General features: G+C 66.5%; 21 protein-coding genes. 5 read left to right on the plus strand and 16 right to left on the minus strand.

What is annotated here, in order from left to right; all coding sequences use genetic code 11:
- Positions 1-118 precede the first annotated feature (118 nt).
- Genes DAEP_RS0116035 through DAEP_RS0116050 form a run of 4 tightly spaced genes read right to left on the minus strand, consistent with a single transcriptional unit; the run spans position 119 to position 4,926 of the window.
- Positions 119-1,570 (minus strand): aldehyde dehydrogenase family protein, encoded by a 1,452-nt coding sequence (locus tag DAEP_RS0116035; protein WP_027245362.1) that lies wholly within the window; start codon positions 1,568-1,570, stop codon positions 119-121.
- Complete coding sequence (locus DAEP_RS0116040) at positions 1,563-3,170, minus strand: ABC transporter ATP-binding protein (protein WP_027245363.1); 1,608 nt, start codon at positions 3,168-3,170, stop codon at positions 1,563-1,565. The genes DAEP_RS0116035 and DAEP_RS0116040 overlap by 8 nt, the downstream gene beginning before the upstream one ends.
- A complete protein-coding gene (locus DAEP_RS0116045) occupies positions 3,167-3,982 on the minus strand; it encodes an ABC transporter permease (RefSeq protein ID WP_008553757.1) in 816 nt (271 codons plus the stop codon). The genes DAEP_RS0116040 and DAEP_RS0116045 overlap by 4 nt, the downstream gene beginning before the upstream one ends.
- Positions 3,979-4,926, minus strand: coding sequence for an ABC transporter permease (locus DAEP_RS0116050; RefSeq protein ID WP_008557506.1), 948 nt, complete (start codon positions 4,924-4,926; stop codon positions 3,979-3,981). The genes DAEP_RS0116045 and DAEP_RS0116050 overlap by 4 nt, the downstream gene beginning before the upstream one ends.
- A 174-nt stretch (positions 4,927-5,100) precedes the next feature.
- On the opposite strand from DAEP_RS0116050, the gene DAEP_RS0116055 reads away from it, so the two are divergent.
- Positions 5,101-6,225: an acetoin utilization protein AcuC gene (locus tag DAEP_RS0116055; RefSeq protein WP_027245364.1), complete on the plus strand. Its 1,125-nt coding sequence runs from the start codon at positions 5,101-5,103 to the stop codon at positions 6,223-6,225.
- 106 nt (positions 6,226-6,331) lie between these two features.
- On the opposite strand, the gene DAEP_RS0116060 is transcribed toward DAEP_RS0116055, so the two are convergent.
- Positions 6,332-7,810 (minus strand): ABC transporter substrate-binding protein, encoded by a 1,479-nt coding sequence (locus DAEP_RS0116060; protein WP_008556252.1) that lies wholly within the window; start codon positions 7,808-7,810, stop codon positions 6,332-6,334.
- A gap of 164 nt (positions 7,811-7,974) precedes the next feature.
- Between DAEP_RS0116060 and panB the strand changes: the two genes are divergently transcribed.
- The 3 genes from panB (at position 7,975) to glpK (ending at position 11,247) form a co-directional block, all read left to right on the plus strand.
- Complete coding sequence (panB, locus tag DAEP_RS0116065; protein WP_027245365.1) at positions 7,975-8,820, plus strand: 3-methyl-2-oxobutanoate hydroxymethyltransferase; 846 nt, start codon at positions 7,975-7,977, stop codon at positions 8,818-8,820.
- Positions 8,821-8,828: 8 nt separating this feature from the next.
- Positions 8,829-9,689, plus strand: coding sequence for a pantoate--beta-alanine ligase (panC, locus tag DAEP_RS0116070; RefSeq protein ID WP_027245366.1), 861 nt, complete (start codon positions 8,829-8,831; stop codon positions 9,687-9,689).
- A gap of 67 nt (positions 9,690-9,756) precedes the next feature.
- The gene (glpK, locus tag DAEP_RS0116075; protein WP_027245367.1) at positions 9,757-11,247 is read left to right on the plus strand and encodes a glycerol kinase GlpK; all 1,491 of its coding nucleotides are present in this window, start codon (positions 9,757-9,759) and stop codon (positions 11,245-11,247) included.
- A gap of 238 nt (positions 11,248-11,485) precedes the next feature.
- Here the strand turns inward: glpK and DAEP_RS0116080 are convergent, their stop codons facing one another.
- The 11 genes from DAEP_RS0116080 to DAEP_RS0116130 all read right to left on the minus strand — a co-directional run bounded on the left by DAEP_RS0116080 (position 11,486) and on the right by DAEP_RS0116130 (position 21,177).
- Positions 11,486-12,742, minus strand: a complete 1,257-nt coding sequence (locus DAEP_RS0116080) for a flavin-dependent oxidoreductase (protein ID WP_027245368.1) — start codon at positions 12,740-12,742, stop codon at positions 11,486-11,488.
- A 78-nt stretch (positions 12,743-12,820) separates the two neighbouring features.
- Complete coding sequence (gene idi, locus DAEP_RS0116085) at positions 12,821-13,363, minus strand: isopentenyl-diphosphate Delta-isomerase (protein ID WP_008557266.1); 543 nt, start codon at positions 13,361-13,363, stop codon at positions 12,821-12,823.
- A 153-nt stretch (positions 13,364-13,516) separates the two neighbouring features.
- Entirely contained in the window at positions 13,517-13,978 is a 462-nt protein-coding gene (locus DAEP_RS0116090) for a c-type cytochrome (RefSeq protein WP_008553376.1), read from the minus strand.
- 109 nt (positions 13,979-14,087) lie between these two features.
- Positions 14,088-15,110 carry a P1 family peptidase gene (locus DAEP_RS0116095; protein WP_027245369.1) on the minus strand — a complete coding sequence of 341 codons (1,023 nt, stop codon included), beginning with the start codon at positions 15,108-15,110 and terminating at the stop codon, positions 14,088-14,090.
- Between the two features lie 86 nt (positions 15,111-15,196).
- Positions 15,197-15,943 carry an SDR family oxidoreductase gene (locus DAEP_RS0116100; RefSeq protein WP_027245370.1) on the minus strand — a complete coding sequence of 249 codons (747 nt, stop codon included), beginning with the start codon at positions 15,941-15,943 and terminating at the stop codon, positions 15,197-15,199.
- A 63-nt stretch (positions 15,944-16,006) separates the two neighbouring features.
- Complete coding sequence (arfB, locus tag DAEP_RS0116105) at positions 16,007-16,426, minus strand: alternative ribosome rescue aminoacyl-tRNA hydrolase ArfB (protein WP_008553743.1); 420 nt, start codon at positions 16,424-16,426, stop codon at positions 16,007-16,009.
- A gap of 258 nt (positions 16,427-16,684) precedes the next feature.
- Entirely contained in the window at positions 16,685-17,320 is a 636-nt protein-coding gene (locus DAEP_RS0116110; RefSeq protein ID WP_008555822.1) for a queuosine precursor transporter, read from the minus strand.
- Between the two features lie 140 nt (positions 17,321-17,460).
- Positions 17,461-18,375 carry an esterase-like activity of phytase family protein gene (locus DAEP_RS0116115; RefSeq protein WP_027245371.1) on the minus strand — a complete coding sequence of 305 codons (915 nt, stop codon included), beginning with the start codon at positions 18,373-18,375 and terminating at the stop codon, positions 17,461-17,463.
- Positions 18,348-19,217, minus strand: a complete 870-nt coding sequence (gene mepA, locus DAEP_RS0116120) for a penicillin-insensitive murein endopeptidase (RefSeq protein ID WP_008556422.1) — start codon at positions 19,215-19,217, stop codon at positions 18,348-18,350. The genes DAEP_RS0116115 and mepA overlap by 28 nt, the downstream gene beginning before the upstream one ends.
- Positions 19,214-20,578, minus strand: coding sequence for an MFS transporter (locus DAEP_RS0116125; RefSeq protein WP_027245373.1), 1,365 nt, complete (start codon positions 20,576-20,578; stop codon positions 19,214-19,216). Before DAEP_RS0116125 ends, mepA begins: the two co-directional genes overlap by 4 nt.
- A 50-nt stretch (positions 20,579-20,628) precedes the next feature.
- A complete protein-coding gene (locus tag DAEP_RS0116130; RefSeq protein ID WP_008553231.1) occupies positions 20,629-21,177 on the minus strand; it encodes an acyl-CoA thioesterase in 549 nt (182 codons plus the stop codon).
- A gap of 133 nt (positions 21,178-21,310) precedes the next feature.
- On the opposite strand from DAEP_RS0116130, the gene DAEP_RS0116135 reads away from it, so the two are divergent.
- Positions 21,311-21,598 carry a YggT family protein gene (locus DAEP_RS0116135; RefSeq protein ID WP_008553493.1) on the plus strand — a complete coding sequence of 96 codons (288 nt, stop codon included), beginning with the start codon at positions 21,311-21,313 and terminating at the stop codon, positions 21,596-21,598.
- Positions 21,599-21,609 lie beyond the last annotated feature (11 nt).

Below are 21,609 nucleotides of genomic sequence, written 5' to 3' on the forward strand. Positions count from 1 at the left end.
ACACTTCGCCGGTCTTGCGGCGGTTTTTCTGTGACGCAATACAATTAGTGGCAGAGTCACTGTCCAAATGTTTCGCGCGCGAAACATTTGGACATAATGGCTGACCTATATTCAGACGCTAGCCGTGATGCGCCGCCACGGTCTTCAGTTGCGAGAAACCGTAGAGCGCCTCAAAGCCCTTTTCCCGCCCGTGACCGGATTTGCCGACCCCGCCAAAGGGCAGCTCCACCCCGCCGCCGGCCCCGTAGTTGTTGAGGAACACCTGCCCGGCCCGCAGGCGTTTCGCCAGCCGCATCTGCCGTGCTCCGTCGCGGGTCCAGACGCTGGCCACCAGCCCGTACTCGGTGGCATTGGCGATCCGCAGGGCGTCCTCCTCGGTCTCGAACGGGATCAGCACCTGCACCGGGCCAAAGATTTCCTCCCGCGCCAGCACATGATCCTCCGGCACGTCCGCGAACAGGGTGGGGCGCACATAGGCGCCGCTTTCCGGCGCATGGGGCACAATCGTCCCCTGCGCCGCCACCGGCAGGTCCGCCCCCTGTTTCAGATAGTCCTCGACAATCTGCTTCTGCCGGGCAGAGATCAGCGGCCCGACCCGCAGGTCCTCTGCCGCCGGTCCCACGGTCAGCGCGCCATAGGCCTCGGCCATCCGCGCCTTCACCGCCTCATACACGCCGCGCTGCACCAGAATGCGCGAGGAAGCCGAGCAGGTCTGGCCCGCGTTCTGGATGCCTGCGTTGACCAGGAACGGCAGGGCGGCATCCAGGTCGGCATCATCAAACACAAGCTGCGGGGACTTGCCGCCCAGTTCCAGCGTCACCGGCACCACATTGGCGCCCGCTGCCTGCTGCACCAGCGCGCCGGTTCTGACCGACCCGGTGAAGGAGATGTGATGCACGCCGGGATGCGCCGCCAGCGCCGCGCCGGCCTCAGCTCCCAGGCCCGGAACCACGTTCAGGGCCCCCGCGGGCAGCCCGGCCTCCATGGCGATATGGGCAAAGGCCAGGGCCGTCAGGCAGGCTTCCTCCGCCGGTTTCAGAACGCAGGCATTGCCCATCGCCAGCGCCGCGCCGACGGAGCGGCCGATGATCTGCATGGGATAGTTCCACGGCACGATATGCCCCGTGACCCCATGCGGCTCGCGCAGGGTATAGACGGTGTAGCCGTCCAGATAGGGGATGGTCTCCCCCATCACCTTGTCCGCTGCGCCGCCATAGAACTCGCAGTAGCGCGCCAGCGCCACCGCGTCGGCGCGCGCCTGGGTCAGCGGCTTTCCTACGTCCATCGCCTCGATTGCGGCCAGCTGCTCCACCCGCTCCAGCACGAACTGGCCGATGCGGGTCAGGATGCGGCCCCGCTCCAGCGCGGTCATGCGGCCCCAGCCGCCGTCCAGCGCCGCCTCTGCCTCCAGCACCGCGGCCTCGATATCCGCCGCGCTTCCGCGGGCGATCTGGCAGATTTCGCTGCCGTCCGAGGGGTTCACAAGCGGCAGCGTGCCGCCGCTGGCCGATGGCAGCCATTGGCCGCCAATCAGGCAGAGTGCGGGGTCGAACCAGAGGGGGTCAGGCATTCCGGGGGCTCCTTTCGGGATCGGTGACATCCGGCAGCACTGGCGCCGCGGCGATCAGCTGGCGCGTGTAGGGGTGCCGGGGATTGGAAAACACCTCTTCGGTGCCGCCTTGCTCGACGATTTCGCCCTTTTGCATCACCAGGCAGCGGTCGGTGATCGTGCGCACCACGCTCAGGTCGTGGCTGATGAACAGATAGGTGAGGCTGTAGGCGTCGCACAGCTCTGCCAGCAGGTCGAGGATACGGGCACGCACCGAGACATCAAGGGCCGAGACCGCCTCGTCAAAGATGATCAGCTCCGGCCGCGTGATCAGCGCGCGGGCAATGGCGATGCGCTGGCGCTGCCCGCCGGAGAACTGGTGGATGTATTTGCCCGCATCTTCCGGTTTCAGCCCGACGGCAATCAGGGTTTCGGCGATCAGATCCCGGCGCGCGGCCCCAACGGGCGGATCCGGCAGCATATGAAAGGGCTCGGTGATCAGCCGCTCCACCCGGTGGCGCGGGTTGAAGCTGCCGTAGGGGTCCTGAAACACCACCTGCATTTTGCGCCGGACCGCGGGATCCAGCTGGGCGGTCACGGGTTCGCCATCCAGCAGGATCTCCCCGCCCTGCAGCGGCTCCAGCCCCAGAATCGCCCGGGTCAGGGTCGATTTTCCGCAGCCCGACTCCCCCACCAGCCCCAGCCGCTCGCCGCGGTTCAGGGTGAAGGAGACATCCTTCACGGCGCGGAACCGGCCGGGTTTGGCAAACAGCGACTTGCGCGGGGTTCGGTAGTCGCGGACAGCCCCCTTGACTTCCAGCAGCGGCGCCGGCGCGGGCGGTTCCGGCAGTGCCACCTGATGGCTGGAGGCCGCAAACAGCATCCGCGTGTAAGGGTGGCGCATATTGCGCAGCAGCTGCATGGTGCCGCCGGTCTCCACCACTTCGCCATGGCGCATGACGACGATCCGGTCGGCCAGTTCCGCCACCACCGCCAGATCGTGGGTGATGATCAAGAGCCCCATGCCCGTGTCCTGCACCAGGTCCTTCAGCAGCTCCAGAATCTGCGCCTGGGTCGTCACGTCCAGCGCGGTGGTCGGCTCATCCGCGATCAAGAGTTTCGGGCGCAGCGCAATTGCCATGGCAATCACCACCCGCTGGCGCTGGCCGCCCGACAGCTCATGCGGATAGCGGCTGAGCGGGAAGCGGTCCTCGGGCAGCCCGACCCGCTCCAGCACCTCGCGGGCGCGGGCCTCGGCCTGGCCGCGCGGCATCGCCTTATGGATCAGGATCGTCTCCATCACCTGCGCGCCGATGGTCTTCACGGGGTTTAGCGCGGTCATCGGCTCCTGAAACACCATGCCGATGGACTGGCCGCGCAGGGCGCACATCTGCGCCTCGGACTGGTCCAGAAGCTGGGTGCCGTCCAGGGTGATGTATCCCTTTGCCTCGGCCTGTTCCGGCAGCAGCTGCATGACCGCCAGCGCGGTCATCGACTTGCCGGAGCCGCTTTCGCCGGTCACCGCGACGATCTCGCCCGGCTCGACGTGGAAGGAGACGTCCTTCAGCACCTGAAATGCGCCGATCTTCAGCGACAGGCTGGTGACATCCAGCAGCGTCATGTCCGGGCCATCCTCAGTTTCGGGTCCAGCCAGTCGCGCAAGCCGTCGCCCAGCAGGTTCAGCCCCAGCACCGTCAGGATGATGGCCGTGCCCGGCACCAGCGCCAGATGCGGCGCAAAGCTCACCATGGTCTGTGCATCGGCCAGCATCCGCCCCCAGCTGGGGGTGGGCGGCTGCGCGCCCAGGCCGACATAGGACAGGCCCGCCTCGGCCAGAATGCCAAGGGAGAATTGGATGGTGCCCTGCACGATCAGCAGGTTGGTGACGTTGGGCAGGATATGCTCCGCCGAGATCCGCGCCGCGCTTTTGCCGGCCACGCGGGCAGCCAGGATGAACTCCCGCTCCCAAAGGGACAGCGCCGCGCCGCGGGTGATGCGGGCAAAGACGGGGATGTTGAAAATGCCGATGGCGATGATCGCGTTGATGGCGCCCGCCCCCAGAACGGCGGTGATCAGGATCGCAATCACCAGCGAGGGGAAGGCAAACACCAGGTCGTTGCCGCGCATGATCACCTCATCCAGCCAGGAGCCCTTGCGCGCCGCCGCCGTCAGCCCCAGCGGCACGCCTGCGCCCATGCCGATGCCAACCGCCACCAGGGCGACGGCGATGGAGGTGCGCGCGCCCACCATGATCATCGACATCAGGTCGCGCCCGAAATGATCGGTGCCCAGCCAGTGCTGCGCATTGGGGGTTTGCAGCTTGGCCGGGATGTTCATCGCGCTGTGGTCGAATGGCGTCCAGACAAACGACACCAGTGCCGCCAGCAGCACCAGCGAGGACAGCACAGCGCCAAGGATCAGGTTGCGGGTCATGCCCGGCTCCTCAGCCGCGGGTCGACCAGCGCATAGGCAAGGTCGACCAGGAAGTTCACCGTGATGACGGCAAAGACCAGCAGCATCACCACCGACTCCACCACGATCAGATCGCGCGCGGAAATCGCCTGGAACACCAGCCGCCCAAGGCCCGGCAGGTAAAACACCTGCTCGATGATGATGGCACCCGCCAGCAGGAAGGAGAATTGCAGCCCGATGATCGTCAGCACCGGGATCAAGGCATTGCGCACCCCGTGCCGCCACAGCGCCTGGCGCCGGGTCAGCCCCTTGGCGCGGGCGGTGCGCATGAAATCCTCGTCCAGAATGTCCAGCAGGGCTGAGCGCATCACCCGCGTCAGGATCGCCGCCTGCGGCAGCGCCAGCGCAATCGCGGGCAGGGTAAGCGCATGAAGCCCCGCGCCGATCCCCGCCTCCCAGCCCGGAAACCCGCCCGCGCCGAACCAGCGCAGGTTGATGGCAAAGATCAGCACCAGCATCATCGCAAACCAGAAGTTCGGGACCGCCACCCCCAGCTGAGTTGCGCCCATCACCGCCATATCGCCTGCCTTGCCGCGGCGGGCAGCGGCGTAGATGCCGGCCGGAAAGGCAATTAGCGTCGACAGCGTTAGCGCGTAAAGCGCCAGCGGCAGCGATACCCACATCCGGTCGGCAATCATCCCCGCAACCGGCGTGCGGTAGGTGTAGGAGGTGCCGAAATCGCCCCCAAGCATCCCCGCAACCCAATTGAGGTAGCGGGCGGTTTTGCCTTGATCCAGCCCCAGCTCTGCCTTCAGGGCTGCCACCGTGTCCGCCTGCGCATTGACCCCCAGCATGAACGACGCGGGGTCGCCCGGTGCCACCTCCACCACGAGGAAGATCACCAGCGAGGCAACAGCCAGGCTGAGGATCAGCGACAGGAGGCGTTTGAGGGCATAGCGCAGCATGGCGGCCACGTTAGGAGCCTGCGGGGAACGGGTCCAGAGGGGGGCGGGGAGAAACGGAGCCCACACGGCGAAAAATGCGCAGCGTCAAAAGGTTGTGCGCAATCCGGCCGGGAACGGGCCAAGGGCGTCCGGCAAGCCCTTTGGCAGCGCGCGGAAACCGGCTATCACTCTGCCATGCTGTCCCGCCCCTTGTTCATCGGTTCGGAAATCTACCGCACCTCCTCTTATGGCCGCACCCATCCCCTGCGGGTGCCGCGGGTGTCTACGGTAATGGACCTCTCCCGCGCGCTGGGCTGGCTGCCGGATGCGGTTTATGTGAATTCCCCCCGCGCCAAACCGGCGGCGCTGACCGTCTGGCACACGCCCGAATATGTCGCCGCGCTGCAGGCGGCGGAGGCCGCGCAGGCGGTCAGCCCGGAAGTCCGTGCGCGCCATCACCTCGGCACCCTCTCCAACCCGGTGTTCCCGGAAATCTTCCGCCGCCCGGCCACCGCTGCGGGCGGCTCGATCCTGGCGGGGGAGCTGCTGGCGGATGGCGGCATTGTCTACAACCCCGCGGGCGGCACCCATCACGGAATGCCGGACCGGGCCAACGGCTTCTGCTATCTGAACGATCCCGTCCTGGCGATGCTGTCGCTGCGCCACCACGGCGCGCAGCGGATCGCCTATGTCGACATCGACGCCCATCATTCCGACGGGGTGGAGCATGGCTTTGCCGGCGACGCCGGCGTGCTGATGATCTCGGTGCATGAGGAAAACCTCTGGCCCAAGACCGGCACGCTGACGGAGGATGCGGGCGGTTCCGCCCTGAACCTGCCGGTGCCGCGCGGGTTCAACGATGACGAGATGGCGCTGGTGCGCGATGCGCTGATCCTGCCCGCGGTGCAGTCGTTTCGGCCGGACGCCATCGTGCTGCAATGCGGGGCGGATGCGGTGACGGAGGACCCGCTGCCGCACCTGGACCTGTCAAACAACGCCCATTGGGCGGTGGTGCGGGCGCTGATGGGCATGGCGCCGCGCTATCTGGTGCTGGGCGGCGGCGGCTATAACCCGTGGTCGGTGGGGCGGCTCTGGACCGGGGTCTGGGCCGCGCTGAACGGGATCGAGGTGCCGGAGCGGCTGCCTGCGGCGGGCGAAGCGGTGCTGCGCGGGCTGGAGTTCAACGGCAACCGCCTGGGCCGCAACCCGCCGGAGCATTGGTTCACCACGCTCAGGGATCAGCCGCGGGGCGGAGAGGTGCGGCAGGAAATCAGGGAGCGGGTGGCGTATCTGCGAAGAAGACGCAGGCTCCAAAGTTAGCACCGCCTGGCCGAAGGCCGGGCAGCGCCTGTCCCGCCCCCGTCAAACTGAAGGTTTGCCTCCGGCGAAACGGACGGGCGCTGCCCTTCGTGATCAGGGGCGTTCGCTACTCCGCCCAGCTCAGCGCCGTCAGGTCGATGGCCGCCGTCGGCGCGTTCTCCCACAGGCCCTGCAGCCCGGCCTTGGCCACCCCCAGCTTGGCCAGCTGGAACAGGTAGCCGTTGACGTAATCCGCCGCAATCATCTCCTGCGCGTCCTGCAGCAGCGCGGTGCGGCTGTCCGGGTCGGTGGTCGCGGTCAGCCGGCTCATCAGCTCCTGAAGCGCCTTGCTGTCGTACTGGAAATAATACTCGGGCCGGGCATAGATGCCGATATCCATCGGCTCGGTATGGCTGACGATGGTCAGGCCAAAGCTCTTGCCGTTGAACACGCTTTCCAGCCACTGCGCCCATTCGACGTTGATGATCTCGGCCTTGATCCCCACTGCGGCAAGCTGCGCCGCAATGATCTCGCCGCCGCGCCGCGCATAGGACGGCGGCGGCAGATGCAGGGTGGTCTCGAACCCCTCCGGGAACCCGGCCTCCGCCAGCAGCGCCTTGGCCTGTTCGGGGTCATGGGCGGACTGGCCGGTCAGATCCTTGTAGGCCGGGTGGTGCGGTGCGAAATGGGTGCCGATCGGGGTGCCGTAGCCGAACATCGCGCCGTCGATGATCGCCTGCCGGTCGATGGCATGGGCCAGCGCCTGGCGCACCCGGATATCGTCAAACGGCGGCTGCTTGTTGTTGGTGGACAGAATCGTCTCGCCCTCGGTTGATCCGACCAGCACCTGGAACCGCGGATCGGCCTCGAACTGCGGCAGGTTTTCCGGCGCCGGGAAGTTGTCGAAGGCGTCGATATCCTCCGCCATCATGGCAGCGAAGGCGGCCGTCGGGTCGGAGATGAACTTGAAGGTGGCCGAGGCCAGCGCCGGCTGCTCGCCCCAGTAGTCCGGATTGCGCGCCAGGGTGATGCGGTCGCCCTGCACCCACTCCTGGAAGGTATAGGCGCCGGTGCCGACCGGATTGGTCTTGATGTCCCCGATGGTCTCCGGCGCCACGATCACCGCGTCGCCCCAGGCGAGGTTGAACAGCAGGCTGCCGTTCGGTGCCGCCAAGGTGATCTGCACCGTCTGCGGGTCCACCGCCTCGACCGAGGCGATCCCCTCAAACAGCGCCTTCTGCGCATTGGTGCTGTCCTCGGCGCGGGCGCGGTCGAGCGAGAATTTCACGTCCTCCGCATCCATCGCGCTGCCATCGTGGAAGGTGACGCCTTGGCGCAGCTTGAAGGTGTAGACGGTGCCGTCTTCGGAAATTTCCCAGCTCTCGGCGAGGCCGGGAACCACCGACCCATCGCCCATGAAGCGGGTCAGCCCCTCGAAAATATTGGTGTAGACAACCGAGTCGATGGCCTGCGCGGCGGCGCTGGTCGGGTCCAGATGCGGCGGCTCCAGCTGCATGGCGATGGTGACGCTGTCCTTGGCCCAGGCGCCGCCCGCGGCCAGGGCCAGTGCGGAACCCGCCGCAAAAACAAATGATCTCAGTGCCATTGATGAACTCCCCGTGTACAATCTGCGGGCCGTGTGCGGCGCCTATTGGAAACGAGTTTCCCTGTTTCCCATGCGTAATCAAGGGCGGGGGACATTTCGCCCACTGGAAGCACGCGGCGTAAATTGATAACCCGTGCCCACTTTTGAACCGCGGACAGGAAGCCATGAGCGCAACAGCCAAGAAACAGGCGCCCAACGCCGAAGACATCCGTGCCCGCAAGGGCGGCACCCCGCTGGTGAGCCTCACGGCCTATACCACGCCGATGGCGCGGCTGATGGACAAGCATTGCGACTTCGTGCTGGTCGGCGACAGCGTCGGCATGGTGCTGCACGGGCTGACCTCCACCCTGGGCGTGACGATGGAGATGATGATCCTGCACGGCCAGGCGGTCGCGCGCGGACTCAGCCAGGCGATGCTGGTGATCGACATGCCCTTCGGCAGTTACGAGGAAGGCCCGCAGCAGGCGTTCCGCAACGCCGCAAGGCTGATGGCGGAAACCGGCTGTGCCGCGGTCAAGCTGGAAGGCGGCGTCGAGATGGCCGATACCATCCGCTTTCTGGTCAAACGCGGCATCCCGGTGATGGCGCACATCGGCCTTACGCCGCAGTCGATCAACACCCTGGGCGGCTACAAGGTGCAGGGCCGCGATGCGCAAGGCGACGCCGTGCTGGCCGATGCCCGCGCGGTGGCAGAGGCCGGGGCGTTTTCCGTGGTGCTGGAAAAGGTGCCGCAGAAACTGGCCGACAAGATCACTGCTGAGGTTGCGATTCCCACCATCGGCATCGGTGCCAGCGCGGGCTGCGACGGGCAGATCCTGGTGGTCGACGACATGCTGGGCTTCTTCACCGCCTTCAAACCGAAATTCGTGAAACGCTACGCCGATCTTGGCCCGCTGGCCGAGGCCGGCATCGCCGAATACGCCGCCGACGTGCGGGCGCGCGCCTTCCCCGGGGCGGAGCATGTCTTTGCCGACCAGGCCCCGGCGGCCAAGACCCCCTCCAAAGGATGACTGCTGAGATGACTGCCCCGATCCTGCGCCGTCTGGCTGACCTGCGCGCCAAGACGGCTGACTGGCGCAGCAATGGCGAAACCATCGGCCTGGTGCCAACCATGGGCGCGCTGCACGCAGGCCACCTGTCGCTGGTGGAGGCCGCCAAAGCCGCCTGCGACCGGGTGATCGTGACCATCTTCGTGAACCCCAAGCAGTTCAACAACGCCGAGGATCTGGCGAATTACCCGCGCACCGAAACCGGCGACGCGGAAAAGCTGGCGCCTTATGGCGTTGACCTGATCTATGTCCCGGACCCGGACCAGATCTACCCCGACGGCTATGCCACCAATGTGTCCGTCGGCGGCAGCACCACGGATGTGATGGAAGGCCCCTTCCGCCCCGGCCATTTCGACGGGGTTGCCACTGTGGTCGCCAAGCTGTTCCTGCAAACCGGCGCAGATCAGGCGTTCTTTGGCCAGAAGGACTACCAGCAGCTGATGGTGGTGACCCGCATGGCCCGCGATCTGGACATCCCGATCACGGTCCACGGCTGCGAAACCGTGCGCGAGCCGTCGGGCCTTGCCATGTCCTCGCGCAACCTGCGCCTGTCGCCGGAGGCGCTGGCCAAGGCGGCAGCCCTCAACGCAGCGATGCGCGAAGCCGCCGCCAAGGCCGCCGCAGGCGACCCCTGGGCACCGCTGGAGGCGGCCGCACGCAAGGCGCTGGCACAGGCGGGTTTTGGCGACGTCGAATACTTCGACCTGCGCTGCGCCGAAACGCTGGAGGCGCTCGAGACCCCCTCCCGTCCCGCCCGTCTTCTGGCCGCCGCCTGGCTTGATGGCATCCGCCTCATCGACAATATCGAGGTTCCTCAACTAAATTCTTAGTAGGGGCTGGCAGCGGTAACACGTTTGCGTTTATGCTCTCCGGTCAGAGGAGACTGGAGGGCAGCAGATGACCTATATTCTGGCAATTGATCAGGGCACCACGTCGACCCGGGCAATCCTGTTTGATGCGGGAATGCAGGTCGCGGGCACCGCGCAGCAGGAGTTTACCCAGCATTACCCGCAGGCGGGCTGGGTGGAGCATGACCCGGAGGAGATCTGGGACACCACCGTCGCGGTCTGCCGCAAGGTGATGGCGGATCTGGATGTTTCGGCTGCGGATATCGCAGGCATCGGTATCACCAACCAGCGCGAAACCACGGTGGTCTGGGACAAGTCCAGCGGCAGGGCGATTCACAACGCCATCGTCTGGCAGGACCGCCGCACCGCCGCCATCTGCGAGCAGCTGCGCGAGGCGGGCCACGCGGACATGGTGGCCGACCGCACCGGGCTGCTGCTGGATCCCTATTTCTCCGGCACCAAGGTGAAATGGATCCTCGACACCGTGCCGGGCGCACGCGACCGGGCGGAGGCGGGGGATCTCCTGTTCGGCACCGTCGACAGCTTCCTGATCTGGCGCCTGACCGGCGGCGCCTCCCACGTGACGGATGCGACCAACGCGGCGCGCACTCTGATGTACGACATCCGCAAGGGCCGCTGGAGCTGCACCATCAGCGATCTGCTGGAAGTGCCGCAGCAGATGCTGCCGGAGGTGAAGGACAGCGCTGCAGATTTCGGCACCACCGATCCGGAGATCCTGGGCGGGCCGGTCCCGATCCTGGGGGTGGCGGGCGACCAGCAGGCGGCGACCATCGGCCAGGCCTGCTTCCAGCCGGGGATGATGAAATCCACCTACGGGACAGGCTGCTTTGCGCTGCTGAACACCGGGGATGAGCCGGTGGTGTCGAAGAACCGGATGCTGACCACCATCGCCTATCAGCTGGACGGCAAGCCGACCTATGCGCTGGAAGGCTCGATCTTCATCGCGGGTGCCGCGGTGCAATGGCTGCGCGACGGGCTGGGGATCATCGAACAGGCTTCGGACTCGGGCGAACTGGCGCTGCGCGCCGATCCGGGCCAGGACGTGATCCTGGTACCCGCCTTCACCGGCCTCGGCGCACCCTATTGGGAGCCGGACTGCCGCGGCGGCATGTTCGGCCTCACCCGCAACTCCGGCCCGGCGGAGTTTGCCCGCGCGGCGCTGCAAAGCGTCGCCTACCAGACCCGCGACCTCTATGAGGCGATGCGGGCGGACTGGGAGGACGACAGCCACCACACCGTGACCCTGCGCGTCGATGGCGGCATGAGCGCCAGCGACTGGACCATGCAGAGCCTGTCGGACATCCTGGGCGCCGCCGTCGACCGCCCGGTGATGCAGGAAACCACCGCGCTGGGCGCCGCCTGGCTGGCGGGGATGCGGGCCGGGATCTACCCGGACCAGACCGGCTTTGCCGACACCTGGAAGCTCGACCGCCAGTTCGCGCCGCTGATGCAGCCCGCCGCGCGCGAGGCCGCCTACGGGCGCTGGCAGCGTGCGGTGCAGGCCGTGATCGGCGTCTGAAGCAGCAGGCGGGGGGCTCCCGCCTGTTCCGCCGCATTCGCAGAATGCGCCTCACAGTTGGGCGTGGCGCCGCGCTTTGCGCGGCGTTCCCGTTTTGCCGGGAAGCGGTTTAAGGGCAGGGCTGCCCTTAAACGCGCCTGGTGAAGGGTCTGCGCGTCCCTCCGCGCCTCAAGGGTGAACCGTGCCTGCGGCACGGCGGCTGCTCCGCCCTTGACCCGCGGCCGGCCGCAGGCGTTTCCTAACTGACGCGGGCACCTGCCGGGATGGTAGCAGGGCGTGCATTCAGTTCCCCGATGGAGAAGCCCGCAATGGATTTGTACTTGGCGGCATGGGCGGCCAGCTCCGCCTGCGGGATCACTTCGCTGATGTCCCCGAAGTCTCCGCCGCAGAGGTCCTCGACCCGTTGCAGTACCCCGTCCGGCCCGCCGCCCGCGCGGTTGGCCAGGCCCACTGCCGTGGTCACCGGGCGCACGTCCGCCTCATAGGCCTCAAGCGCGGCGGCGCTGATGCCGTGCTCCAGCAGCTTGGCGCCGATCACCCGCGCATCCACAATCGCCTGGCTGGCGCCGTTCGATCCTACCGGATAGGTCGGATGCGCCGCGTCGCCCATCAGGGTGACGTTGCCATGCGTCCAGCGCGCCAGCGGATCGCGGTCCACCATCGGATATTCATAAACCGCCTCTGCCCCGCGGATCAGGGCCGGGACGTCGATCCAGTCGAACTGCCAGCCCGCAAAATCCGGCAGGAATTCAGAAATGTCCGCAGGCCGGTTCCAGTCCTCCCGCCGCCAGGGCGCGGAGGGGTCGAAACTCTTCTCCGCAATCCAGTTCATCGTGACGCGTCCGTCCGTGTCCGGCGCCGAGATCGGATAGGCCACCAGCCTCAGATGGTCATGGCCGATCATTGCCATCGCAGCGCCGCCCTTGAATTCGGGCGCTCGGGTGGTGGCGCGCCACAGGATGCGGCCGTTCCAGACCGGCGCGCCCTCCTCCGGCACCATCTGCGCGCGCAGGGCAGAGTGGATGCCATCCGCCCCCACAACCAGCCCGCCTTCGATCCGCCGCCCGTCTGCCAGCAGCAGCGCCGCGCCGCCGCCCGTGTTCTCAAACCCCGCCGCCCGCGCGCCGGTTTCAATGCAATCCGCCCCGGCACGCTCTGCCAGCGCGCGGCAGAGCATCATCTGCAACGCCCCCCGGTGCACCGAATACTGCGGCCAGGCATAGCCCGCGCCGGTGCCGCGCGGCTCCTCCCAGATCGTCTTGCCCAGCTTGCTGTAAAATCCCAGCTGCCGGGTTTTGACGCCAATCGCGTCCAGCTCCGCCTCCAGCCCCAGATCGAACAGCTCGCGCACCGCGTTGGGCTGCAGGTTGATGCCAACCCCCATCGGCTTCAGTTCCTGCGCCGCCTCGAAAATCCGGAACGGCACCCCGGTCTGGTGCAGGGTCAGCCCCAGGGTGAGCCCGGCAATGCCGCCGCCGGCGATGAGGATGGACATGGTAAGCATACTCCCTAATGGCGCGGGCAGATAACCACGGCGCAGGCAGCAGGGCAAGCGGGCAAAGGCGGATAGAGGTCAGCGCCGTCCGGCGATGATCAGGTCGGGGCCAAAGATCACGTCGGCATAATTGTGCAGGTAGATCTTCAGCCAGGGGGTGAAGCGTTCAGGATGGCGGCTCACCTCCGCCAGCAGGTCGTGATAGTCGACCCACCGGGTCTCCATCACCTCATCCGGGTTCGGGGTGACCTTCAGCGGCCGGTGGGCGTGGGCCAGGAACACATCCACCGCTTCATGCTCCACCAGCCCGTTGCCGACATCGGCGCGGTATTCCAGATGGTGGCGGAACTCCGGATAAAGACCGGTGATCCCCAGCTCCTCCTGCATCCGCCGCACCGCGCAGGCCGAGGGCAGCTCCTCCCACATCGGATGGGTGCAGCAGGTGTTCGCCCACAGGCCCGGCGTGTGGTATTTGCCCATCGCCCGGCGCTGCATCAGGATTTCCACGCCTTTCACCACAAAGACGGAAACCGCCTTGTGCTTCAGCCCGCGTTCATGCGCGGCGAGCTTGTCAACAGGTGTCAAATCGCCGTTCACCCAGGCGGGGATCATGTGGCTCATGCTGTGTCCGTGACGTGGTTCCCTGGCCGGCCTGCCGCAAATGCAGTGGCCTGACTCTTACCGCTAACGCCTGCGGGTTGCGAAAGCAATTACGCGAAAAGCCGCGGCGAAAATGCCGCGGCTTTAATGCAGTGCTTGCTGGAAATACGGGCGTTATTCGGTGGCCGCTTCCGCGCTTTCCTCAGTTTCGGCACCCTCTGCCGCGGCCGGGCCGTGGCTGGCCAGGAAGGCATAGATGTCTTCGCCGCCCTTTTTCAGGCGGAAGGACATTTTCGACTTGGCTTTGGAGTTGCCGGTTTCATCCTGCAGGAACTTCTTGGGGTCGGTGGTGAAGGCGACGAATTTCTCTTCATCCCAGACCAGGCCCGCTTCGCCTGCGGCGGTCAGGTCATCGCTGTATTTGAAGTCTTCCATGCTGGCCGCGGCGCGGCCGGCAACGCCCCACAGGTTGGGGCCGGTCTTGCCGCCCTTGACGATCACGTCGCCGTCATCGGAGACGACCATGTGGCAGGACTTGCACTTGTTGAACCCCTTTTCGCCAGCTTCGGGGTCGCCTTCGGCAAAGGCAGGGGCGGCGAGGAGGCCGAAAATGGCGGCAGTGACGAGAGGTTTCATATTGCTTGCTCCGGTTATGAGTTGGCACGTGTGACTCATGATCCAATAGACCGCAGTGTCAACCGGCAGTTTGACGCGCATCAAAGTTCCGGCAGGAAACTGCGGCAATTCAAGGCGCTGACCAGCAGGGCAGCAGGTCTCCGGGTGCCGGGCGCGCGTGAAAGACCGCGCGGGCGATGGCCCGGCTGAGGCACAGGGCGGCGGCATGGCAGACAGTGCCGAGTTCTGCATCCAGGTCCGCCAGCACCCGCGCGCCGGTGCTGGCGGCAAACACCAGATCGCCGTCGCCGGGGGCATGGGCCGGCACGATGGCGCGGCCGATGCCGTCATGGGCAGCGGCGGCCAGCCGCTGGCACTGCGCCTTGCTCAGCGCCGCGTCGGTGGCGACAATGGCAATGGTGGTATTGGCGCGCTCCGGCGGCAGCGGCGCGCCGCCCAGGGTCTGGATCGCCTCGATCTTGCGGCTGCGCAGGCTGCGGCCCAGCCCGGCGGCCCGGTCCGGTCCGATGCCGCCGAATTCATCGCCGATCTCGAACGGGGCAGCCCAGAAATGCCGCTCCCCCGGCGTCGTGACAGCGCCCAGCGGATTGGCCGCCACCAGCGCGCCCACCGTGACGCCGCTCTCCAGCACCAGCGAGGCAGACCCCAGTCCGCCCTTTAGCATCGCCGTCAGCGCGCCGGTGCCGGCGCCGGCTGTGCCCAGTTCGAAATCCTCCGCCGCCGCCTCAAACGCCGCCCGGCCCAGGGCGCGGTAAGGGTTTTCGTGCCACGCCTTTTCCCCGCCGTTCAGCAGATCAAACAGGATCGCGCCCGGCACCAGCGGCACCCGCGCGGACCCGACCGGAAAACCGCGGCCCTGGCCGTGCAGCGCGTCCATCACGCCGGAACAGGCGTCCAGCCCGAAGGCAGAGCCGCCCGACAGCACCAGCGCGTCGATCCTGGCGACCGATTTGTCCGGCGCCAGCAGATCCGTCTCCCGCGTGCCCGGCGCGCCGCCCATCACGTGGACCGAGGCGGTGAAGGGCGCGTCCGCGGTCAGCACCGTGGTGCCGGATTTCAGCGCCGTGTCCTGAGCGTTTCCAACAAGGATGCCGGGCACATCGGTGATCAGGTTTCTGGGGCCGGGGAGCATGGAAAGCAGTCCTTTTCGTCAAGGGAGCGCGCTGGCGCGCGCTGCCTCCGGCGGGAGTATTTTGCGGAAAGATGAAAGCCGGAACGCTAGATGCAGCGCCCGCCGTCCACTTCCATTGCGACGCCGGTGATCATGCTGGCCTCGTCCGAGCACAGGAAACAGGCCGCGTTGCCCATGTCCTCCGGCGTTGAGAAGCGGCCGATCGGGATGGTGGACAGGAACTTGGCGCGCATTTCCGGGGTGTCCTCGCCCATGAAGGATTTCAGCAGCGGCGTTTCCCCGGCAACCGGGTTGATCGCGTTCACCCTCACGCCATGCGGCGCCAGCTCCACCGCCATGGTCTTGGTGGCGGTGATCATCCAGCCCTTGGAGGCATTGTACCAGTTGAGGTTGGGGCGCGGCGAGACGCCGGCGGTGGAGGCCACGTTCAGGATCGCGCCGCGCTTGTTAGCCTTCATATGCGGCACCAGGGCGCGGGCGGTCAGGTAGACCGATTTCATGTTGACGCCCATCACCCGGTCAAAGTCGTCCTCGCGGATCTCCTCCAGCGGCGCGGGCAGATGGGTGACGCCGGCATTGTTCACCAGGATGTCGAGATGCCCGAAGGCCGCCAGCGCCGCCTCCGCCATCGCAGTGACCGAGGCGCCGTCCGAGACATCCGCCGCCTGCGCTATCGCATCGCCGCCCAGTTCCGCCGCCATCGCTTCTGCCGCGGCGCCGTTGATGTCGGCGATCATCACCCGTGCGCCTTCCGCCAGGAACTTGCGCACGATGCCTGCGCCAAAGCCCGAGGCGCCGCCGGTCACAATGGCGGTCTTTCCGTCCAGCCGCATGGTCTCCCTCCCGCACTGTTTGGCGCCAGAATGCGGGGAGCGGGCGGCGGACGCAATCCCATGTCAATCCGGGTCGATTTTACCGCGCGTCGCTTTCAATTCGCCGCGCTGCTTCTTGGCGTCCAGCCGCCGCCTGACGGAGCCGCGGGTGGGTTTGGTGGCAATCCGCCGCTTCGGCGCTACCAGCGCCTGGCGCACCAGCTCCGCCAGACGCTCACGCACGATCTCGCGGTTCCTTTGCTGCGAGCGGGTCTCGTCGCATTGCAGGATGATGGCGCCGTCCTTGGTCCAGCGGCGGCCGGCCAGCCGCTTCAGCCGCGATTTGACCGCAGGCGTCAGCGAAGGCGAGCGTTCAGCCTCGAACCGGAGTTCCACGGCGGTCGCCACCTTGTTCACATTCTGCCCGCCCGGGCCCGAGGCGCGGATGAAGCTCTCGGTCATTTCCCAGTCCTGCAGGCTGATTTGGTCGTTGATGCGGATCATGGCTCTTTATGAAATAGCCACCGGAAAATCGAAAGGGCTGTTCCCACACTTGGGAACAGCCCTTCGAGATGATAGGAGGTGCACCGGTTAGGTCAGCACCAATTCAGTGATCTATACGCGCCAAGGGCTGCCTCGGCCGCACTCCTTCTGAACTGTTCCGGTACTGCTCTCCATAGCTTCTCTAGACAATGGGCACCTCCTTTCTAATGTTTCGTGTAGGTCCAGCCTGCCACAGATTCGGTTAATGTCAAAACAAAATCATGTGGTCTTTGCGGTAAGCTTACGCACGATGATGCGGAAGGGCACAAGGGCGATCACGGCCAGCGACAGTTTCACCAGCCAATCGGCCACGGCCAGCGAGACCCACAAGGGGGTTTCGGGGCCAATGCCCAGCAGCGGCAGAACCTCTGCGGCCCAGGATACGTCGTTGGCCGGCTCCAGCCAGCTGAGCGCCGCCGAAAACGCCAGGGTGAAGAAAATCGCAGTGTCGACGGAGGAGCCGATCAGGGTGGAGGCCAGCGGCGCGCGCCACCATTTGCCCTCGCGCAGGGCGGAGAACACGGCCACATCCAGCATCTGCGCCGTAAGGAAGGCAAGACCGGAGCCAAGCGCGATGCGCAGGGTCACCGCCGGATAGGTGAAGCCATCGCCCTGCAGCATGATCCGGGTGCCGATGAGCGAGCAGATCACCCCGGCGACAAAGCCGGCAGCCACGACCTTGCGCGCGGCGGCGGCGCCGTAGACCCGGTTCATCACATCGGTGACAAGAAAGGCGGCCGGGTAGGTGAAGGCGCCCCAGGTCAGCCACTGGCCGAACAGGAATTGCACCAGTATGTTGGAGGCCACCACCACGGCGGCCATGGCAAGAATGCCGGGGATATGCGAGCGGGTCATGGATCGGATCCGTTTGTTTCGGGGCGCGGAAAGGGTGTCCGCGGCAGCAAAAGACCGGCCCGTTTAAAATGCTCCGGCCTGCGGTGCAAGCCTTCCGGGTGCGGGCAGGGGCTGACGCCCGCGGTTGGGCCGGGCGCGGATCAGAGGGGCAGGGCGTATTCCACCAGTTCCGTGCGCTGCAGCGGCAGGAAATTGTCGTCGGACACCATGGTGGCGCGCAGCCGCCCGGTGTCGTCGGTCCAGACCGACAGGCCCTCAAGATTGTCGTGGGTGCCGGGGCCGGTCTGCAGCAGGACCGTCTCGTTCACCGGCCCGGCAGCGGTCATGTCCCAGCGGCGCAGGCGGCTGCGGAAGCCCAGAAAGGTCAGGTCCCGCTCCAGCAGGTAAAAGCGCCCGTCAGGCCCGAAATCGGCATCCACCGGCAGGAAGCCGCCTGAGGGCGGCAGGCTGAAGGGGCGCGACCAGCGGCGGCCGTTCCAGCGCCAGACCGGGATCTGCCCGTTCTGGTCAAAGGCCTGTTCCGGCAGCGTGTAGAGATCGCCGTGGGCATCGATCGCCAGCGTCTCCAGCGACTTATTCACCGGCAGCTTGCGGAACGCCGCAGGCCGCGGCAGCACCTTGGCGCGGCCCTCGGGGCGGCGGTAGCGGGCGACCCGCGCGGCGCCTTCAAAGGAGATGTAACGGCTGCCGTCCGGCGCGATGGCCAGGCCCTCGCTGTCGCCGGCAAAGCCGCTCAGCATCTTGCCGGTGGAGGCGCGCAGCCCATGCGCGGTGCGGGCGGTCACGCCGGAGATCTGCCCCTGCTTGCGCTGGATGCTGGTTGTCACCAGCGTGGCCCGGTCGCTGAGCACCGTCATTTCGCGGCCGCCCGCGCTGATCTTCAGCGCGGAGAAGCCGCCGAACCAGGGCTGTTTCAGCGTCCAGGTGTAGCTGCCCAGATACTGCGCCTTGGCGGTCACGGCTGCGGCCGGGCGGCTGGCCGCAAAAGCCGCCGCCGCCAGCCCGGCGGCAGCGGCAAACGCAAGGATCAGTTTGAGTGCAGAACGGCGGCGCATTGCTGGGGCAGGTCCGAAAGGGTGTAGTCCCGCCGAGGTTTAGGCTTTGGCGCGTTGCGGTCAACCGGTTTCGCCGGCTGCGGGTTCAGGATGTTGCTGACCCACTGCTGCGCATCGGCGCAGCCGTCCCCCTTGGGCGGGGCCGCCTGATCGACACAGCCGCGCGCGCCGCGGGGGCAGTTCAGCCGCACGTGGAAATGGTAATGGTGCCCCCACCAGGGCCGGATCTTGCGCAGCCAGCGGCGGTCTCCCTTCTCGTCGTTGCACATCTGCACCTTGGCGCCGGGGAACACAAAGATCCGCGCCACCCGCTTGTCCTGTGCGGCCGCCTTCAGGATCTCGTGATGCGCCCGCGTCCAGCTGCTGTTCACATAGGCGCCATTGGCCCGTCGCATCGAGATCGAGGAGATGTTCTCGCGCGCGTTGCGGCTGAGATCCAGCCGGTCCGGCGGGCGCATCCAGATGTCGATGTCCAGGCCGATCTGGTGGCTGCTGTGGCCCGACAGCATCGGCCCGCCGCGCGGCTGGCTGATGTCGCCGATATAAAGCCCCTTCCAGCCGCGCTGCTTCGCCGCCACGCGGCTCAGGTCCTTGACGAAATCAATCGCCGCCGGGTGCCCCCAGTTGCGGTTGCGGCTCAGCCGCATGGCCTGCCAGGTGGGGCCGGTTTCCGGCAGCTGCTCGGCGCCGGCAACACAGCCCTTGGCGTAAGAGCCGAAGGGGGCCGGACGGTGCGGGGAGGCGACCGGCTTGGCCCCGAACAGGGCCTTGGCGGGGGTCTGTGCGCTTGCCGGACTGAGTAAACCAGCAATCGCTAAACAAGTGGCAAATAACAGTCTCAACCCTGATCTCCTTCTCCATGAACCCAGAATAACAGTATCAGTCCGATCAGAAACAGCCCGATGACGGGGGTGATCCCCAGCCGGGCGCTGCCGGTCAGCGTGGTCGCCAGGCCGATCAGCGCGGGGGCTAGAAACGCTGTGGCCCGTCCAGACAGGCCATAAAGGCCAAAGCTTTCGGTCGCGTCGCTGGGGCTGGTGTGGCGCACCATCAGGCTGCGGCTGGCGGCCTGCAGGATGCCGCCGAAGCCGCCGATCAGCACGCCGCAGCCGAAAAACACCGCGTCCGGCAGGGTGGAGCCTTCTGCCAGCGCGATGCCGAAGACCTGGGTGCGTGACATGCTGACGATGATCAGGCAGACCAGCGACAGCACCAGGATCGCGGCGATGATCACCGGCTTCGGCCCGAACTGCCGGTCCGCCTTGCCGCCCAGCCAGCTGAACAGGGTGGCGGCAAGGGCGGCGACGATCCCGAACAGGCCGATCTGGGTGATCTCCCAGCCCAGCACCAGCTTGGCGTAGACGCCGCCAAAGCCGTACAGCCCGTTCAGCGCATCGCGGTACAGCATCGAGGAGCCAAGGTAGCTCGCCAGGCTCAGCCGCCGGCGCAGGCCGGAAACCAGCTTGACCACCATCTGCCAGGCCTTGCCCGGCGTCGCCTTGCGCCCGGTCGCGCCGCGGTCCTTCACCCACAGGAAATAGGGGATCATGAAGACGGCAAACCAGATCGCGGTGAAGGGTCCAACGGCGCGGGTGCCTTCCTTGGCCCCGGCATCCAGGCCCAGGGCCGGGCTGAGGCCGATCAGGGTCTTGCCGCTGCCCTGCTCGACGAACAGAAGCAGCATGATGAACAGCGCAATCACCCCGCCGAGGTAGCCAAAGGCAAAGCCCGAGCCGGAAATGGCGCCGACATCCTCGCGGCTGGCCAGCGTCGGCAGCTGGGCGTTGACAAAGATCAGGGCAAATTCGGCGCCGATGAAGCCGAAGCCGAAGCTGATCAGCATCCACCACAGGTTGCTGCCCGCCGGGTCCATGTACCACAGGCCCCAGGCACCGATCAGATACATCAGCGAAAACACCATGATCCAGGGCAGGCGCCGCCCGGTGATGTCCGCCAGCGCGCCCAGGAACGGCGCCCCGAAGCCGATGATCAGCCCGGTCACGGTCAGGCACATCGACCACACGGTTTGCGCCTGCGCCTTGGCGGCCTCGCCGTCCAGGCCCAGCCCCATGAAGTGCTCGGCGGCCACGGCGGCAAAGAACGGGCTGAAGATAAAGGTGACCAGCAGTGTCTGGTACGGCTGGCTGGCCCAATCGAAGAACCACCACCCCCAGATCCGCTTGCGCGTGGACACCTGCTGCATACCCGGCCTCTTTTTATAGTTGCCTTCAGGTATGACAGGCCGCCAGGGGCCTAGGCAAGCCCGTCCTGCATCGGCGGCCAGGGCCGGCCCGCATCCGCCTGGCACCAGTCCTTGATCCAGTCCGGCAGCTCGGGCGAGGGTTCCGCAGTCTGCCCCAGCGCCGCCAGCACCTTGGCGGGCGGCACAATGCCGTTCTTGTCCGTCACAGCGGTGCGCAGCATCACATGGCTGGCGCAGTCGCCGTTTTTCTTCCACATGGATTGCTCGACATAGATGAATTTATCATCCCAGCCCGCGGTGCGGCTGCGCATCTCGAACTTCTCGAAGCCGCGGATGCGGCGGCGGTAGCGCACCGAGGACCCGGCCACCGTCAGCCCCCAGCGGTGCTCGCGCAGGCAGCGGATCAGCCCGGCGCGCTGCGCCAGCATGGTGCGGCCCAGATCGTACAGGGTCATGGTGCGGCCGTTGTTCAGCTCCATCCACATGTCCAGATCCCAGGGCCAGCAGATGTGGCTGGACACATGCAGGCCGGTGATCGGCAGCCGCTCCATCCGGCTGGCCAGAACGGTATCCTTGATCAGGCGGAATATCGGGTACATCGCACGGCGCTCCTGTTTCGCATGTGCCCGTGATGCCACCCGTTTACAGCGCGTCAACCGCAACCTCGCGGAAGCCTTGCGTATTTCCTGCCGGCTGCTTACCTGTGTGGCTGTTCGAAAAAGGGAAATACAGATGGTCTCGCTGTTCCAAATCCTGATGCTGATCCTAGACATCGTCTGGTTCTTCATCATTGCCCATGTGATCATGAGCTGGCTGATCAACTTCCAGGTGCTGAACCTGCACCAGCAGTTGGTGGCGCAGATCTGGTACGGGCTGAACCGGATCCTGGAACCGCTTTACGCCCCGGTGCGCCGGGTGATCCCGAACATGGGCGGGCTCGACCTGGCGCCGCTGGTGGTGCTGGTCGCGGTCTACGCGCTGCGCATCATCCTGATGAACAACATGGCGGCGTTCTACTGACTTGAATTTCC

Source organism: Leisingera daeponensis DSM 23529, from assembly GCF_000473145.1.
Classification (GTDB): Bacteria; Pseudomonadota; Alphaproteobacteria; order Rhodobacterales; family Rhodobacteraceae; genus Leisingera; species Leisingera daeponensis.